The sequence below is a fragment of the Nonomuraea sp. NPDC049625 genome, assembly GCF_040675285.1.
Classification (GTDB): domain Bacteria; phylum Actinomycetota; class Actinomycetes; order Streptosporangiales; family Streptosporangiaceae; genus Nonomuraea; species Nonomuraea angiospora_A.
The window spans coordinates 149,429-164,127 of record NZ_JBFAOQ010000012.1 but is presented as its reverse complement, the minus strand read 5'-3'; the positions used below and the strand labels follow the sequence as shown (position 1 = coordinate 164,127).

Sequence of the window (14,699 nt, the reverse complement as noted above, 5' to 3'; positions counted from 1 at the left end):
TGGTGGCCGCCATGGGGCTGTCCGCCTGCGGCGGTGGCGGTGACGGCGGCGGGTCCAAGACGGTCCGGATCACCCTGGCCAACCACGTGTGGACCGACAACATCAAGAAGGCCCTGCCCGAGTTCGAGAAGCAGACCGGGCTCAAGGCCGAGATCACCCAGCTCGGCGAGGACCAGCTCTCCGACCAGTACAACGTCAAGCTGAACGCCGGCTCGTCCGACATCGACGTGATGATGTACCGCCCCCTGCAGGAGGGCAGGCTCTTCGCCAAGAACAAGTACCTGGCCGACCTGTCGGACCAGGTGAAGGCCAACAAGGACTGGGACTTCAGCGACTTCCAGGCAGGCCCCGTGGAGGCCACCACGTACGAGGGCAAGCCGGTCGGCGTCCCCATCATCACCGAGCAGGAGGTCCTCTACTACCGCAAGGACCTGCTGTCCAAGGCCGGCCTGAGCGCCCCGCCGAAGACCCTCGACGAGCTCAAGGCCGCCGCCGCCAAGATCAAGGCATCCGAGCCGGACATGGCCGGGTTCGTCGCCCGTACCGGCAAGTCGCCGGCGGTCACCCAGTTCTCCAGCTTCCTGTACAGCTTCGGCGGCGACTTCGTCGACGGCAGCGGCAAGGCCGCGGTCGGCAGCGAGGCGGCCAAGCAGGCGTACGCCTACTACGGCGGGCTGATCAAGGACTCCGGCCCGGCGAACGTCAGCACCGACATGGGCTGGCCCGAGGCGATGGCCATCTTCACCCAGGGCAAGGCCGCCTTCTACACCGAGGCCAACTCGCTCTACAAGAACGCCACCGACCCGGCCAAGTCCAAGGTCTCGGACAACGTCGGCTTCGCGCCGTTCCCGGCCGGCCCTGGCGGTTCGAAGCCGTACAACATCCCGTCGTGGGCGCTGGGCGTCAACTCCAGCTCGGAGAACGCCGCCAACGCCTGGAAGTTCATCGAGTGGGCCACCGGCAAGGCGCAGACGCTCGCCCAGCAGAAGTCCGGCGTGCCCGGCGCCCGCACCTCCGTGTGGGCCAACCCGGAGAGCACCTCGACCTTCCCGAAGGACCTGGTGGAGGCCATCGCGGCCAGCACCAAGGACGGGGTGGGTCATGACCGGCCGCTGGTCGTGAAGGTCGCCGAGTCCCGCGAGATCGTGGGCCAGCCGATCGTCGACGCGATCACCGGCAAGGACGCCGCGGCGGCCGCCGACACGGCCAACGCCGCGTTCCAGAAGTTCCTGGACGACGAGGCCAAGTAAGCGGCACCCGCCGACCCCTGGAGTCCCCATGGCAACGATCACCACACCGACCACCAAGGCGCCGCGCGGCGCCCCCGCCGCCCCCGGCACGCCCGGCTGGCTGCGCTGGGTGGACGCCCACCGCAAATGGCTCTTCGCCGCGCCCGCGATGGTCTTCGTCGCCGCGCTGCTCGTGTTCCCCCTGGCCTGGACCGGCTACCTCAGCCTGACCGACGCCGAGGGATCCGTCCGCGCGGAGAGCGAGTTCGTGGGCCTGCGGAACTACCTCGACGTCCTGTCGGACACCGAGCGGTTCTGGCCCGCGGTCGGACGGACCGCCACGTTCACCGTCGTCGCGCTGCTGTTCGAGGTGGTCCTCGGGATGGCGATCGCGCTGCTGCTCTGGCGGCCGTTCAAGGGGCAGCGGTGGGTCCGGGTCGCCATCCTCATGCCGCTCGTGGCCACTCCGGTCGCGGTCGGCATGATGTGGCGGCTCATCTTCGACCCGAACATCGGCATGGCCAACCAGCTCCTCGGCTGGTTCGGCATCGGGCCGCAGCCGTGGCTGGCCGGCCAGCACACGGCCCTGGCCACCACGATCTTCATCGACGTGTGGCAGTGGACGCCGATGGTGGTGCTGATCCTGCTCGCCGGGCTCACCTCGCTGTCGGACGAGCCGCAGGAGGCGGCGCACATCGACGGCGCCAGCACCTGGCAGCGGTTCCGGCACGTCACCCTGCCGCTGCTGATGCCCACGCTGACGGTGGCGGTCCTGCTGCGCGGCATCGACGCGCTGAAGACCTTCGACGTCCTCTACGCCACGAAGGGCCGCGGCGGCGGTTCGTTCCATGAGGTCGAGACGCTGAACGTGTACGCCTACGGCCTCAGCTTCGACTACAACGAGTACGGCGTCTCCTCCACCGTCCTCATCCTCTTCTTCCTGATCATCATCGGGGCCATGTGGGCCCTGACCGCCCGGCGCAAGGAGGCGCAGCGATGAAGGCCCGGCCCGCGTACCAGGTGTTCCGGGTGGTGGCGCTCACCATCGTGGTGCTCTCCCTGGTCGCGCCGCTGCTCTGGATGGTCTCCGCGTCGTTCAAGACCAACGTCGACATCTACGACCCGGGCAAGGCGCTGGCCTTCTCGCCCACCATGGACAACTACGCCAAGGTGCTCCAGCAGGCGAACTACGTCGAGTTCATCGTCAACAGCCTCTGGGTGGCCTTCGCCGCCACGGTGGCCTCGCTGATCCTCGGCGTGCCGGCCGCGTACTCGATGAGCCGGTTCAACATGAAGAAGTCCGCGCTGGTGGTGCTGATGGCCCGCGTCATCCCCGGCGTCTCGCTGCTGGTGCCCTGGTACTACGTCTTCTCCAACCTGAAGATGGTCGGCGGCTTCGGGGTGCTGATCATCAGCCACATGTTCGTCGCGCTGCCGCTGGTGGTCTACATCATGATGGGCTACTTCGACAGCCTGCCCGAGGAACTGGAGGAGGCGGCGCTGGTGGACGGGCTGACCCACGTCGGCGCGTTCCGGCGCATCACCCTGCCGCTGGCGGTGCCGGGCATCGCCACCGCCGGGATCCTGTCCTTCATCTTCTCCTGGAACAACTTCATGTTCGCGCTCGTGCTCTCCGACGCCGACACCAAGACCCTGCCCGTGGCGATCTTCGACTTCGTCGGGTACGCCAGCATCGACTGGGGCGGCCTGATGGCCGCGGCCACCGTGGTCACCGTGCCGATCATGGTGATCGCTCTGTTCGTGCAGAAGTACGTGGTCTCCGGCCTCACCGCCGGCGCGACGAAGGGCTGACCGGCATGACGACCATCGCGCGCGTGGAGACCTTCCTCGTCGCCCCCCGCTGGCTCTTCGTCCGGGTGGAGACCGACTCCGGGATCGTCGGCTGGGGCGAGGCCACCTGCGAGGGGCGCTCCGAGACCGTCCGCACCGCCGTCGACCAGCTCGCGGAGCTGCTGATCGGCCGGGACGCGCTACGCATCGAGGACCACTGGCAGGTGCTGACCAAGGGCTCGTTCTACCGGGGCGGCCCGATCCTGGCCAGTGCCGTGGCGGGCCTCGACCAGGCCCTCTGGGACATCGCCGGCAAGCACTTCGGCGCCCCCGTGCACCAGCTTCTCGGCGGTCCGGTCCGGGACCGGATCCGGGTGTACGGCTGGGTCGGCGGCGACGAGCCCAGCGAGGTCCGCGATCACATCGCCGCCCAGCTCGAGGCCGGGCTCACCGCGGTGAAGATGAACGCCTCCGGCGCGATGAGCCCGGTCGCCTCGGTCGCCGAGCTGGACGGCGTGGTCGCCCGGGTGGCCGCCGCCCGCGAGGTGCTCGGCGACCACCGCGACGTGGCCGTCGACTTCCACGGGCGCTTCACCCTGGCCAACGCCCGCCGGGTGGCGCCGCTGCTGGAGCCGTACCGGCCGCTGTTCCTGGAGGAGCCGGTCGTACCGGAGAACTCGCACCTCATCGGCGAGTTCGTCCGCTCGACGACCACCCCGGTCTCGACCGGGGAGCGGCTCTACAGCCGGCAGGAGTTCCTGCCGGTCTTCCAGGCCGGCATCGCGGTCGCCCAGCCGGACCTCTCGCACGCCGGCGGCATCACCGAGGTCCGCAAGATCGCCACCCTCGCCGAGGTGTACGACGTGCAGCTCGCCCCGCACTGCCCGCTCGGCCCGATCGCCCTCGCGGCCTGCCTCCAGGTCGGCTTCGCCACCCCGAACTACCTGATCCAGGAGCAGAGCATCGGCATCCACTACAACCGTGGCGCCGAGGTGCTCGACTACTGCCTCGACAAGACCCCGCTGACCTTCGTGAACGGATACGTCGAGCGACTCACCGCACCCGGCCTGGGCATCGAGATCGACGATCAGGCGGTCCGCGCCGCCGACAAGAAGGGACACGCCTGGCGCAGCCCTGTCTGGCGGCACCGGGACGGTTCGTACGCGGAATGGTGACCATGACCCCCGACCGCACCGCCGACGTGAGAAAGGCACCCGCGTGAAGATCATCGCAGCGGACGTCATCGTGACCAGCCCCGACCGCAACTTCGTCACCCTCAAGATCACGACGGACGAGGGGATCACCGGGCTGGGCGACGGCACCCTCAACGGGCGTGAGCTGGCGGTCGCGTCGTACCTGGCCGACCACGTCGTCCCGTTGCTGATCGGGCGGGACCCGCATCGCATCGAGGACACCTGGCAGTTCCTCTACCGCTCGGCGTACTGGCGGCGCGGGCCCGTCACCATGGCCGCCATCGCGGCCGTGGACGTGGCGCTGTGGGACATCAAGGCCAAGGCCGCCGGGATGCCGCTCTACCAGCTGCTCGGCGGCGCCTCCCGGACCGGGATCATGGCGTACGGGCACGCGTCGGGCCGGGACCTGCCGGAGCTGTTCGACTCGATCCGGCGGCACCTGGAGATGGGGTACCGGTCGCTGCGGGTGCAGACCTCCGTACCGGGCATCAACGCCGTGTACGGAGTGGCCGCCCAGCCGAGCGTCGAGGGCAAGCGGTACGACTACGAGCCGGCCCAGCGCACCGCGCTGCCCGCGGAAGAGGACTGGGACACCCGCGCCTACCTGCGTCACCTGCCCGGCGTCTTCGAGGCGGTGCGCAACGAGTTCGGCCCCGAGCTGCCGCTGCTGCACGACGGGCACCACCGGATGACCCCCATCCAGGCCGCCAAGCTCGGCAAGGCCCTCGAGCCGTACGACCTGTTCTGGCTGGAGGACTGCACCCCGGCGGAGAACCAGGAGGCGCTGCGCCTGGTCCGTCAGCACACGACCACCCCGTTGGCCATCGGGGAGATCTTCAACACCGTGTGGGACTACCAGACCCTGATCCGCGAGCAGCTCATCGACTACGTCCGCTCCGCCGTCACCCACACCGGCGGGATCACGGCCATGCGCAAGCTGCTCGACTACGCCGCCCAGTACCAGATCAAGTCCGGCATCCACGGCCCGACCGACATCTCGCCGGTCGGCATGGCCGCCGCCCTGCACCTGGACCTGGCGATCCACAACTTCGGCATCCAGGAGTACATGCAGCACGGCCAGGCGACCAACGAGGTGTTCCGGCAGTCGTTCAGCTTCAGCGACGGCTACCTGCACCCCGGGGAGCTGCCGGGGCTCGGCGTGGATCTCGACGAGGAGGCCGCGGCGCGCTTCCCGTACCAGCCGGCGTACCTGCCGTTCAACCGGCTCAAGGACGGCACCGTCCATGACTGGTGAGCAGCGGCGCACCCGGCACATCGTGGTCATGGGCGTGTCGGGCGCGGGCAAGACGACCGTGGCCCGCAGGATCAGCGAGCTGACCGGGTTGCGGTTCGCCGAGGCGGACGAGTTCCACCCGGAGGCGAACGTGGCGCGGATGCGCGCCGGCATCCCGCTGGACGACGCGGACCGCTGGCCGTGGCTGCGGGACCTGGCCGCCTGGATGGCCGCCCGGCACGCCGAGGGCGTCTCCACGGTGCTGGCGTGCTCGGCGCTCAAGCGCTCGTACCGGGACGTGCTGCGGCAGGGCCCGCCGGAGGTGGAGTTTGTCCTCCTGGACGGGCCCGCGACGCTGATCCGGGACCGGTTGACCCGCCGTACCGACCACTACATGTCGCCCGGCCTGTTCGACTCGCAGCGGGCGATCCTGGAGCACCTCGGCCCTGAGGAGTCCGGGATGGTGCTGGAGGTGGCGCTGTCGCCGGACGAGCTGGCGGCGGCGGTCGCGACCCGGCTCGGACTGCCGGCGTCACCCACGCGATGCGGTTCGGCGAAGACGCACACGCGCACGCCCACTGTCCCCTCTCCCGGACCACCGCCGACGGCACGCTGAGCCCGGGAGGTCAGGTCCTGGCGGCCCAGGCCGACACTGAGGCCCGGTTGCGTGACGTCCACAACGGCTGCCTGCCATGAAGAGCGCTTTCTTCAGCGTGGATGGCAGGCTGCCGGCCGCGGTCGGCCAGGGCGAGGTCAAGATCGTGGATGCCGCCGCGGGAACCGTCCCGGGCGAGCTCGTGGCCTTCTTTCCCGACGGCAAGAAGCCGGCTTTCGCCAGCGCCGACCAGCGTCTTCTCGACGCCGTTGGAGGTCAGGATCCGAATACAGGGCAGCTCCAGTCGATCGCTTTCACGGCCGACGGGGCCGACGTCGTCACCCTTGATCTGAACGGCATGGAAGGCCTGCATCCCAGCCCTGCCCTACCGCAAGAGCTGCCCCTGAAGCCCGCCACTTCAGGGTGAAGAGCAGCAGGTCATTACTCCTTCGGTTTGAAGTAGTGCGCGACCATGTAAGCGGTGACCTTCTTGCCGATTTTCGCGCCTTCGACGTCGGCCGTTCGGGTATGGATTCCGCCCCAGATGCGTGCTTCGATGACCTCGGCGAGCGCCTGCGAGAAACTGCGGAAATACCTGGTGGTACCCGAGGCGGCGCTGTACCCGCTGAAGGGGATGTCGTTGCGGCCGAAGAAATACGCCAACGCCGACATGCTGGCCGCTGTGAAGCAGGTATGTCCGGATGTGTAGTCGGGGTGCGGTGGTGTAACGAGCAATGGCGTCCAGTCGGGATCGGCCGCCGTTCCCGGATTTCCGTCGGTGTCGGCCAGGCGGATCGCGGTGACCGGCCGCCAGAAGTTCCACGCTGCCTTCTCGTTGTAGCAAGCGATCGTGGCGTCGGCTTCGGCCAGGTCGACCATCGCGAACATCCGCGCCGTCTGCAACGTGTTCAGTTGCCGCTTCGACGCCAGCTGGCGCTTGATCTCCCATTCGGCCAGGTGCCGGTCGTGCCACCAGATCGCGGCTTGTGTCTGGTCGGACGTCCTGACCGTGCTGGTCGCCGAGCCGATGGTCTTGACCTCGTTGAAGTCCCGGGCGTACCGGTGGCTGGTGAGCGACGGCGGGCCGGACGTGCGGAACATGGAGGCGCTGCGGAGAAGGAACGGTTTGAGGTCACCGACCCAGGCTCCGTCGGAGGCGAACGCGGGTGGCGCCGGCCGCCATTGACCGGGCTGGGTGCCCACAGTCCAGGTCTGGTTTCCGAACGCTCCGTCGTTCTGCCGTGCGGCGTTCATCGCAGCGGCCGCCTGAGTGCCCACGGTGATTCCGCGCTGCTTGGCGGTACCGTCGGGGATCACGGCCAGCGCCTCGTCGTACTGCGTCTTCAGCCTCGCTTGCTGTTCCGGGAACAGCGCGTTCAGCACAAGGAAGCCCGCGGTCGCGACGGCCGCGTCCGTCGACTCGGTCCCGTCGGCAGGCGGCGCGATCAGATACGGCTGATAGGGAGTGCCGGCGATCGCGTTTACGGCGTCGTAAACGGCTCCGTGCACCATTGCGAAACTGCGCGCCTGGACCTGTGGTTGCTGGCCGGCGATGTCCCATATCGCCGTCTGGGCGTTTCTGTCCCAGGTGATGACGGCATTGGGAGGCGCGTTCGAAGTCGACGCGTTCGCGAACGACGAGCCGAGTCCGATCGGCGACCCGACAGCGATGATTCCGGCGACGGATAAGCTGACGGCCTTGCGCGGGAGGGCGCCTGCCCATCCGGCGGAACGTAATTTGACCATGATGGGAAATTACTCCGACCGCCACCGATCGAGCCAGCGCGCGAACAACTGCCCCATCGGCAACCAGGCCGACGACACTGAGGCCCGTTCGGCGAAAGCGGCAGCGCGAGGTACGACGACAACCTGAGCGCGACGGATCTCGTCTTTCATCTCACGCATCTGATCGCGAAGCTCGCGCATGTTCCGCCTGAGGACGGCGGCGCAGGCGGGTCTTCTCGAGCCGTTGCCGCAGACCTCGACCTTCTCCCGCCAAGAGGCTGCCAAGAGCCGACTCCTTGCCGACCGGCCGGGTCCGCCACCCGACGTGGCGGACCCGGCCACGGGCAGTTCAGGAACCTTCGACGGTGCAGCCGGCCGCCTCAATGGCCGCGCGGACCTGCCCCTCGTCGACGGGGCCGTCAGTAAGGATGCTCACGCGGCCTTCGTCCGGAGCCGCGTCCACTCCCACGACTCCCGGCACCTGAATCAGCTCCAGCTTGACTGCGGCCAGGCAGTGCTCGCACGTCGCCGACGACAGGCCGGTGACGCGGTAGGCGACGAGACTGTACGCAACGGTGATCAAATAGATCCCTCCTTGTTCACGGCGATGGTGCTTCGCCTCACCCAGGGATCGTGCTGCAAGCCCAGTGATTCGTGGAGGGCTAGCAGGCTTCCGAAGTAGGACATGGCGGAAAGTGGACCCCTTTGCCGATAAAGGGCCAGTTATGTCAATGTTCAGCGTTGGCCCATGGTGAAAGGAGCCCAGTGGACGGGCAGCCGTCTTCCGCGGACGACAGAGTCACTCGATCGCTGTACGCCCGGATGCACCAGCGAGGAGAGTCGCTGCCCGAGGCCGCGGACGAACTCGGCCTGGCGGCGGCGGAGATCGACCGTGCCCGCGACCAGCTCACCCGGCTCGACCTTCTGAACCCGGAAACGCAGACGGCCGCCGACGTAACGGTCACGCTCAAGCGCACCCTGCAGAACACTCACCGCCTGCTGGACGGCCTCGTCGAGCAGCACGTGAGAACGGCAGCACTGGCCAAGCACTACCTCCGCCTGCCCGAGCAGGCGGACAACCACGCGCACATCGAGTTCTTTCCGTGGCTGAATCGCAGCGATCAACTGTCCGAGCGCATCAACGAACTGGCCGAGCTGGCCGAGATCGAAGTGCTCGGCATGCACCCGATCGCCGCGTGGACGCGCGAATCCCTGGAGGAAGGGCTCGCCCGCAGCGAGACGACCATGCGCAACGGCGTGCGCATGCGAGCACTGCACGCACAGATCGCCCTGTCGAACCCGCTGATCCGCGAATTCATGGGCCGCTGGCGACGGCTCGACATCGAGGTCCGGGTCGCCCCGGTGATTCCCACGCGGATGCTCATCTACGACCGCCGAACCGCCGTCGTCCAGGCCGACCCCCATGACCCCGAAGCAGGCAGCATCCTCATCCGAGGCGGGAGCCTGGTGAAATCCCTCGCAGCGATCTACGACTACTGCTGGACGACCGCCTCCGAGCCCGACGATGTGCCCCGATCGGCCGACGGCGTCACGCTCACCGAGCAGCAGCGGGCCGTCCTGCGCATGCTGGCCGCCGGCCAGAAGGACTCGGCCATCGCCCGCAGCATGGGCGTCTCCACTCGTACCGTCACCCGTCTGGTGGGTGAGCTCACGGCGATGCTGGGGGCGAGCAGCCGCTTCCAGGCGGGCGTACGAGCGGCACGGCTCGGCCTCCTCGATGTCAGTTGAACAGCGAACGACCTGACGCTTCACTCTGGGCGTGTTCTGGCAGCTTCCTCCCGCAGCCTGCGGTCGGGCAGGAAGAACGCGAATGCCAGGGCTGCGAGGGCGACCACGGACGGGCCCGCGAAGATCGGCAGGAGCGCGTCCACGGAGGAATGCACCACCCGACCGAGGTCGGACACGGGCAGCCAGCGGACGAGCGCGGGGGTGAGCGAGTCGGTGCCCGTCCCGCCCAGGCTCCTCGGCCGCACAGCCCTCGCCTCTCAGGTGCGGCGTAGCTCGAACGCCCGCACCGCCCCCTCGGCCGTCGGCCGCAGCGCGAACCGGACACCGCCGTCGCCGGGGTATTCCTGCCGGTGGTCGAAGCCACCCTCGTAGATCTCCGCCGGGACGCCTTCGGGGAAGGCCTCGCAGTAGGGGACGTACCGGCCGGCCGCCTGCGAATCAACCCGTTGCCGGAGCCTGGCGCACGCGTCGCAGATCGCGGGCCGCCGCCGCGTCACAGCGCCGCCTCGTAGTCCTCGGCCGCCGACTCGCCGGTGTACATGGAGTCGTACTCGACGAGCCCGCCGTCGGACCTCCGCACCAGGACCGGTCCCAGCCCGGCGTACGTGGTGCCGGGGTCGCCCGTCTCGACGAACTCCACCGTGGTGATCGTGAAGAACCACCCGTACGGCCGCTCCACCGTCACCGCGTCGTGCACGATCAGCCGCTCCCCCACCGCGCTCAACTCCTCCGCGATGTACGCGCGCACGATCTGCTCGGCCTCCTCCTTGCCGATCATGATGGTGATCCGTCCTTTCTCAGCGGGTCTGGAAGAAGTCGTACTCGCGGTACTTGCCCTCCATGGGGTGCCGGTCCACGTACACCCGCTGGTGCTGGCCGTCCGCGTAGTAGATGTGGCCGTTGACGTTGAGGACGTTGCACACGTGCCCGATGCCGGAGCCGCTGTAGCCGATCACCACGCCGCGTGATCCCGGCCCCTCGTTCTGCAGAATCTTCGCTACCTTCTTGAGATTGCTGAGCCGCAGGTGCTTCTCGATCGCCCGCCTGCCCATCGTGGTGCGGATGACCGGGACCGGCGCGGCGTTCAGTGGCCCGGCCACGGCCGGCTTGCCGCGCAGGATGTCGTCGATGGCCAGGCTGGTCTCCGGGCAGTTCCTGTTGTGCCCGGTCGGGTTGACCTTGTTGATGATCGCGAGCAGGTCACCGAACCTGATCTCCCTGGAGCCGAGGTCGTCGATGAACTTCCGCAACTCCCCGTACGCCTTCCGCATGGCCTCCTTGTGCTCCTCGCTGAGCGGCTGGGAGGCTTTGTCGTAGTCCTCCACCCGTTGCGGGCGCAGTCCGGCGAGCGGCACCTTGGTCCGGCGCTCGACATTGACCTTGCCGAAGTCGTCGTGGTCGGAGATCGGCGGCTCGTACCCCTTCGTCCCACTCTGACCGGCGGCACCGGTGCCCTTGAGGTCGTCCGGCTCCAGGTCGAAGTCATAGAGCAGGATCTCGCTGATGAAGCCGATGCCGGTGCTGGTGTCCTCCCTCTCGCGGAAGGCCATCCAGTCGTCCATCTCCGCCGCGCCCTTGAACTTGTACCAAGGCGTCCGGCTGGCGTCGGCCAGGCCGTGACGGCGGACGAACGCCTGGGCGTTGTCGATGGCGTCCTGGAACGCGTCCGCGTCCTGGTTGCGGTCGGCGGCCGTGTACTGGTGGGCGAGATGGTCGGCCTCCCGCATGACGTCTTTCCAGTGGCGCCGGTCGGCCTGGGAGTCGTACAGGTTCTCGGCCTGGTAGGCGGCCTCCTGCGGCTGGCCGCTCTGGCCGCTCTGGCCGCTCCGGCCGCTCTGGCCCGGGGGCCGAGACGTCTGCGCCATTGACTGCTGCTCGCCGCTCGGGCCGGCCAGTCCGTTCTGGCGGGCGGCCCAGAGGATGCCGTCGCGTACGTACGGGGAACGCGCCTGGAACGTATCCAGCAACCACTGGGTCCCGTCGCGGCCCCAGGTGTTCGCCATGCGCTGGAGGATCTTGCCTGCCTGGCGTTCGGCGTCCTCGTCCCGATAGCGGGATTCGCTCATCCGCCCGTCCATGGCCCGCAGCGCCCACAGGTCCGGATCCGCTTCCGGGTCGTCGGAGGGACCGCGCCTGCGGGCATAGACCTCTTCGCGGGAGCGCGTCGTCGGCGCGGTGTCCTGTGTCCGGTGTGCCCGCGTGGTGTGCAGCCGATCGATCAGCTCACCGACCGCCCTGGCCAGGGGACGCGGGGTCGCCGAGGCCCTGTACTCGGTGAACGCCTCCGCGATCAGGTCGCGGGGGGTGGTGGCGCCGTACGTGGACAGGCGGGACTCGACGGCGGTCACGGTCTCTTGGTCGTGCACGCCTGTGACGTCGTACGGGCGGCCCAGCGCGGCCGAGACGGTGGCGTTCAGGGCGGTGCGCGCATCGGGGTCGCCGATGATGCGGTCGGCGATGTGCTCCCCCACCTCGTGGTAGAGCACACCGCGCACCGACCCACCGCCCGGCACCGTCCACCCGGTCGCCTCCTCCACCCGCCCGGCCGCCACCTGGTCGGCCATGGCGACAGGGTTCAGGTGGATGCCCCGCTCACCGCCGTCCATGACCGCGTAGGCCACCAGGTCCGGCTGGGTGACAAAGTTCCCGTGCGGGTCCGTGGTGCTGACGGCGCCGAGGGCGCGCGTCAGGTCCGGGTAGTCACGGGCCAGCTCACGTAACGCCTGATCAATGTCACTTGCCGCCTCCGGCCCGATCCCCTCAAGCCTCGGTACGGACGGGGTGCCCGCCCCGCTGAGCGCCAGAGCCAACGCCTCTTTGGACGGCACCAACCCCCCGCCCTCGACATCCACCCCGGGCCCTGTCACGTTCGGGGCGCCAGAGGCCGTCGGCACAGAGGCGGCAGCGGCCGGGGCGGTCGGCCCGGCCCCCGCCGTGGCCGGGGCGGTCGGCGCGCCCGCTGTCGTGGCCGGGGTGGTCGGCGCGCCCGCTGCCGTGGCCGGGGTGGTCGGCCCGGCCGCTGCCGTGGCTGGGGTGGGCGCACCCGTCCCGGCGACCGGGGTGCCGGCAGCCGCGCCGATCGGGCTGGTCTGTGCCGATGAGCCACCTGGCGCACCAACGGCCGCCGACTGGCCGCTCGTTCCCGCCCCTTGCGATGCCGCACCAGCCTGCCCCGTCCCGCCAGAGGAGGTGCCCGGTGCTGTACCCGCTTGCCCCGTTTCGCCGGACGCGGTGCCCGGTGGCGATCCTTGCGGTGCCGTACCCGCCTGCGCCGTCCCCCCGGGCGCGGTGCCCGATGGCGCACCCTGCGACGCCGCGCCGGCCTGCGCGGTCCCGCTGGACGCGGTGCTCTGTGCTGATCCTTGTGGTGTCGCGCCTGCCTGGGTGGCGCCGCTGGAGGTGGTGCTTGGTGGTGCTCCGGTAGGTGCGCTTCCAGTCTGGGCCGACGCGGTGGGGGCCGACGCGGTGGGGGCGCCGGCCGGTGTCGGGGTGAGGCCGCTGCGCTGGGGGGTGCCTGTCGAACCGGTCCCGTGTGCGTCGCCGGCCGGGGTGGGCGGGGTGGTGGTCATCGGGGCGACCCCGCCTGCCCCGTGGGTGGCGGTGTTCTGGGCGCTCCCGCCCTGGCCGGAGCCGGCGGTGGGTGCCGAGGGCGAGGGGGTGGGGTCTTGGGCGCGGACGGTGAATTCCGCGCGGGCGAGGGCCGTTGACGGGTTGGCGAGGGCGGAGAGGACGTCGGTGCTGAGGGGGCTGATGGTGCCCACTCGGCCGGCGCCGGCCGCCATACTGCCCACCAGCCCCTCCATCGTGGGGAGTTGCCAGGTGCCGTACACGACGCCGTTGGAGATCATCCCGGCGGGGGCCGAGACGAGCGCGTTGGTGGCGGCCGCGCTCGCGGCCTTGGTGGGGTACCGCATGAGGACGTTCGCCGGCCCACCGGCGTCCCCGGCCGCAGAATCGAGGTGGCGCAGGCCGGGGAGGCCGGAGACGTACTTGGAGACCGCGGGCGCGACCCGGGACGCCAGCAGGGCGCCGGTCGCGTCGCCGAGGACGTTCGCGGCCGTCATGCGGGTGTCCCAGCTCGTACGCGTCCCGAGGTCCATCTGCCGGCGCTGGGCGAGCCCGTCCATGAGCAGGCCCTCGCCCACCTCCTCCGGCAGTTCGCGCAGCATGTGGCTGGTGACCGCCCTGGCCAGCAGCCCCTGGCCGAGTTTTCGCCCGCCGAACTGGGCGGCCTGGACGGCGGCGAGCTTCGGCGCGACGGCCGTGAGCCCGCGCCCGGCCCCCGCCGCCCGTTCCAGGGAGCCGAACACCTGGTTGAGGAAGGTACGCAGCCGCTGCGCGTACGCGGCGAGCAGCGGTGTGGTCGCGCCCGCGGTGAGAAAGCTCGCCATGACCCCGACGGCGGCCGCGCTGACCGTGATCCAGTAGCCGACGTTGATGGACAGCTTGCCGTACTGCGTGGCGCGCGCGAAGGAGTCCTGCTGCAGCGCGTACGCCCGAGCGGCCTGCGCCATCCCCGCCAGCCCCGTCTCCCCCGACGCGAGCTCGTCGGTGTGCTCGCGGAAGGCGTCGGCCGACGCGCCCGACCACCCGTCCAGCATCGTGGCCCGCGAACTCACGTCCTGCCCGGCCAGCGCCGCCCGCGACAGGTCGTCGAAGGCCACCGCCAGCTCCGCGAGGCCTTTCTCGCTGCCCTCCGGCCACATCTGCCCGGCCGCCACCAGCGAGATCAGGACGTCCACCCACTCGGGCGCGCCCTCTCCCCAGGCCGGCGTGACGTCGGTCGCGTAACCGCCGCTGCCGATCGTGTCGTCGCCAGCGCCCGGCGGGCTGGTGACCGGTGTGCTGCGGTTGTGCTCCGCCCCCGCGTGGACGCTCACACGCGATCGCCCCTCGGCGCGGAGGCGGCCTCGCTCGTGGTCTCCACGGTCTGCCGTACATCCTCGCCGGTGGCCTCGTGGTCCCTCATGAGCTGCCCGGCCCAGGCGATGAGCGTGTCGGGCCCTCCTTCGGCCGAGTAAGCCCGGTAGAACTCCTGCCCGGCAGAGTCGCCACCCCAGGGGGCGGCGGCGTTCAGCCGTTCGATGCGGGCGCTGGCGTCGCGCAGAGCGTCACCGAGTCCGGCGGCGTGGCCCTGCCAGCCCTTGAGCCCGGCCTCGACCTGAGACCGCTCCATGCGTACG

Annotated in this window: 15 protein-coding genes; 8 read left to right on the top strand and 7 right to left on the bottom strand. The window is 69.9% G+C overall.

Annotated features, from left to right (window positions below):
- The first annotated feature begins 11 nt into the window (after positions 1 to 11).
- The 7 genes from AB0J87_RS41310 (at position 12) to AB0J87_RS41280 (ending at position 6,469) form a co-directional block, all read left to right on the top strand.
- Positions 12 to 1,250 carry a sugar ABC transporter substrate-binding protein gene (locus AB0J87_RS41310; protein WP_363975313.1) on the top strand — a complete coding sequence of 413 codons (1,239 nt, stop codon included), beginning with the start codon at positions 12 to 14 and terminating at the stop codon, positions 1,248 to 1,250.
- A 28-nt stretch (positions 1,251 to 1,278) separates the two neighbouring features.
- Positions 1,279 to 2,229, top strand: coding sequence for a sugar ABC transporter permease (locus tag AB0J87_RS41305; RefSeq protein WP_350735502.1), 951 nt, complete (start codon positions 1,279 to 1,281; stop codon positions 2,227 to 2,229).
- Complete coding sequence (locus AB0J87_RS41300) at positions 2,226 to 3,041, top strand: carbohydrate ABC transporter permease (RefSeq protein WP_350735505.1); 816 nt, start codon at positions 2,226 to 2,228, stop codon at positions 3,039 to 3,041. The genes AB0J87_RS41305 and AB0J87_RS41300 overlap by 4 nt, the downstream gene beginning before the upstream one ends.
- 5 nt (positions 3,042 to 3,046) lie before the next feature.
- Positions 3,047 to 4,195, top strand: coding sequence for a galactonate dehydratase (gene dgoD / locus AB0J87_RS41295; RefSeq protein WP_350735507.1), 1,149 nt, complete (start codon positions 3,047 to 3,049; stop codon positions 4,193 to 4,195).
- 43 nt (positions 4,196 to 4,238) lie between these two features.
- Positions 4,239 to 5,468 (top strand): D-mannonate dehydratase ManD, encoded by a 1,230-nt coding sequence (gene manD / locus AB0J87_RS41290; protein ID WP_363975308.1) that lies wholly within the window; start codon positions 4,239 to 4,241, stop codon positions 5,466 to 5,468.
- Positions 5,458 to 6,063: a gluconokinase gene (locus tag AB0J87_RS41285; protein ID WP_363975305.1), complete on the top strand. Its 606-nt coding sequence runs from the start codon at positions 5,458 to 5,460 to the stop codon at positions 6,061 to 6,063. Before manD ends, AB0J87_RS41285 begins: the two co-directional genes overlap by 11 nt.
- Before the next feature lie 76 nt (positions 6,064 to 6,139).
- Positions 6,140 to 6,469: a hypothetical protein gene (locus AB0J87_RS41280; RefSeq protein WP_363975302.1), complete on the top strand. Its 330-nt coding sequence runs from the start codon at positions 6,140 to 6,142 to the stop codon at positions 6,467 to 6,469.
- A 14-nt stretch (positions 6,470 to 6,483) separates the two neighbouring features.
- On the opposite strand, the gene AB0J87_RS41275 is transcribed toward AB0J87_RS41280, so the two are convergent.
- Positions 6,484 to 7,788, bottom strand: coding sequence for a vanadium-dependent haloperoxidase (locus AB0J87_RS41275; RefSeq protein ID WP_363975299.1), 1,305 nt, complete (start codon positions 7,786 to 7,788; stop codon positions 6,484 to 6,486).
- A gap of 328 nt (positions 7,789 to 8,116) precedes the next feature.
- Positions 8,117 to 8,350, bottom strand: a complete 234-nt coding sequence (locus AB0J87_RS41270) for a heavy-metal-associated domain-containing protein (protein WP_363975296.1) — start codon at positions 8,348 to 8,350, stop codon at positions 8,117 to 8,119.
- Between the two features lie 182 nt (positions 8,351 to 8,532).
- Here AB0J87_RS41270 and AB0J87_RS41265 point away from each other — a divergent pair, with 182 nt between their 5' ends.
- Positions 8,533 to 9,516, top strand: a complete 984-nt coding sequence (locus AB0J87_RS41265) for a helix-turn-helix transcriptional regulator (protein ID WP_363975292.1) — start codon at positions 8,533 to 8,535, stop codon at positions 9,514 to 9,516.
- A gap of 20 nt (positions 9,517 to 9,536) precedes the next feature.
- On the opposite strand, the gene AB0J87_RS41260 is transcribed toward AB0J87_RS41265, so the two are convergent.
- The 5 genes from AB0J87_RS41260 to AB0J87_RS41240 are packed head-to-tail and all read right to left on the bottom strand — an operon-like array spanning position 9,537 to position 14,692.
- Positions 9,537 to 9,761, bottom strand: a complete 225-nt coding sequence (locus AB0J87_RS41260) for a hypothetical protein (RefSeq protein ID WP_363975289.1) — start codon at positions 9,759 to 9,761, stop codon at positions 9,537 to 9,539.
- Positions 9,762 to 9,773: 12 nt separating this feature from the next.
- Positions 9,774 to 10,013, bottom strand: coding sequence for a hypothetical protein (locus tag AB0J87_RS41255; protein ID WP_363975286.1), 240 nt, complete (start codon positions 10,011 to 10,013; stop codon positions 9,774 to 9,776).
- Complete coding sequence (locus AB0J87_RS41250; protein ID WP_363975283.1) at positions 10,010 to 10,294, bottom strand: YrhB domain-containing protein; 285 nt, start codon at positions 10,292 to 10,294, stop codon at positions 10,010 to 10,012. The genes AB0J87_RS41255 and AB0J87_RS41250 overlap by 4 nt, the downstream gene beginning before the upstream one ends.
- 19 nt (positions 10,295 to 10,313) lie before the next feature.
- Positions 10,314 to 14,396, bottom strand: coding sequence for a toxin glutamine deamidase domain-containing protein (locus tag AB0J87_RS41245; protein WP_363975280.1), 4,083 nt, complete (start codon positions 14,394 to 14,396; stop codon positions 10,314 to 10,316).
- Complete coding sequence (locus AB0J87_RS41240; protein ID WP_363975277.1) at positions 14,393 to 14,692, bottom strand: hypothetical protein; 300 nt, start codon at positions 14,690 to 14,692, stop codon at positions 14,393 to 14,395. The genes AB0J87_RS41245 and AB0J87_RS41240 overlap by 4 nt, the downstream gene beginning before the upstream one ends.
- Positions 14,693 to 14,699 lie beyond the last annotated feature (7 nt).

Excerpts from the sequence above, each read along its gene's own strand:
- AB0J87_RS41310 (WP_363975313.1), top strand. The coding sequence starts at position 12 with ATGGGGCTGTCCGCCTGCGGCGGTGGCGGTGACGGCGGCGGGTCCAAG.
- AB0J87_RS41305 (WP_350735502.1), top strand. The coding sequence starts at position 1,279 with ATGGCAACGATCACCACACCGACCACCAAGGCGCCGCGCGGCGCCCCC.
- AB0J87_RS41300 (WP_350735505.1), top strand. The coding sequence starts at position 2,226 with ATGAAGGCCCGGCCCGCGTACCAGGTGTTCCGGGTGGTGGCGCTCACC.
- dgoD (WP_350735507.1), top strand. The coding sequence starts at position 3,047 with ATGACGACCATCGCGCGCGTGGAGACCTTCCTCGTCGCCCCCCGCTGG.
- AB0J87_RS41285 (WP_363975305.1), top strand. The coding sequence starts at position 5,458 with ATGACTGGTGAGCAGCGGCGCACCCGGCACATCGTGGTCATGGGCGTG.
- AB0J87_RS41280 (WP_363975302.1), top strand. The coding sequence starts at position 6,140 with ATGAAGAGCGCTTTCTTCAGCGTGGATGGCAGGCTGCCGGCCGCGGTC.
- AB0J87_RS41275 (WP_363975299.1), bottom strand. The coding sequence starts at position 7,788 with ATGGTCAAATTACGTTCCGCCGGATGGGCAGGCGCCCTCCCGCGCAAG.
- AB0J87_RS41250 (WP_363975283.1), bottom strand. The coding sequence starts at position 10,294 with ATGATCGGCAAGGAGGAGGCCGAGCAGATCGTGCGCGCGTACATCGCG.
- AB0J87_RS41240 (WP_363975277.1), bottom strand. The coding sequence starts at position 14,692 with ATGGAGCGGTCTCAGGTCGAGGCCGGGCTCAAGGGCTGGCAGGGCCAC.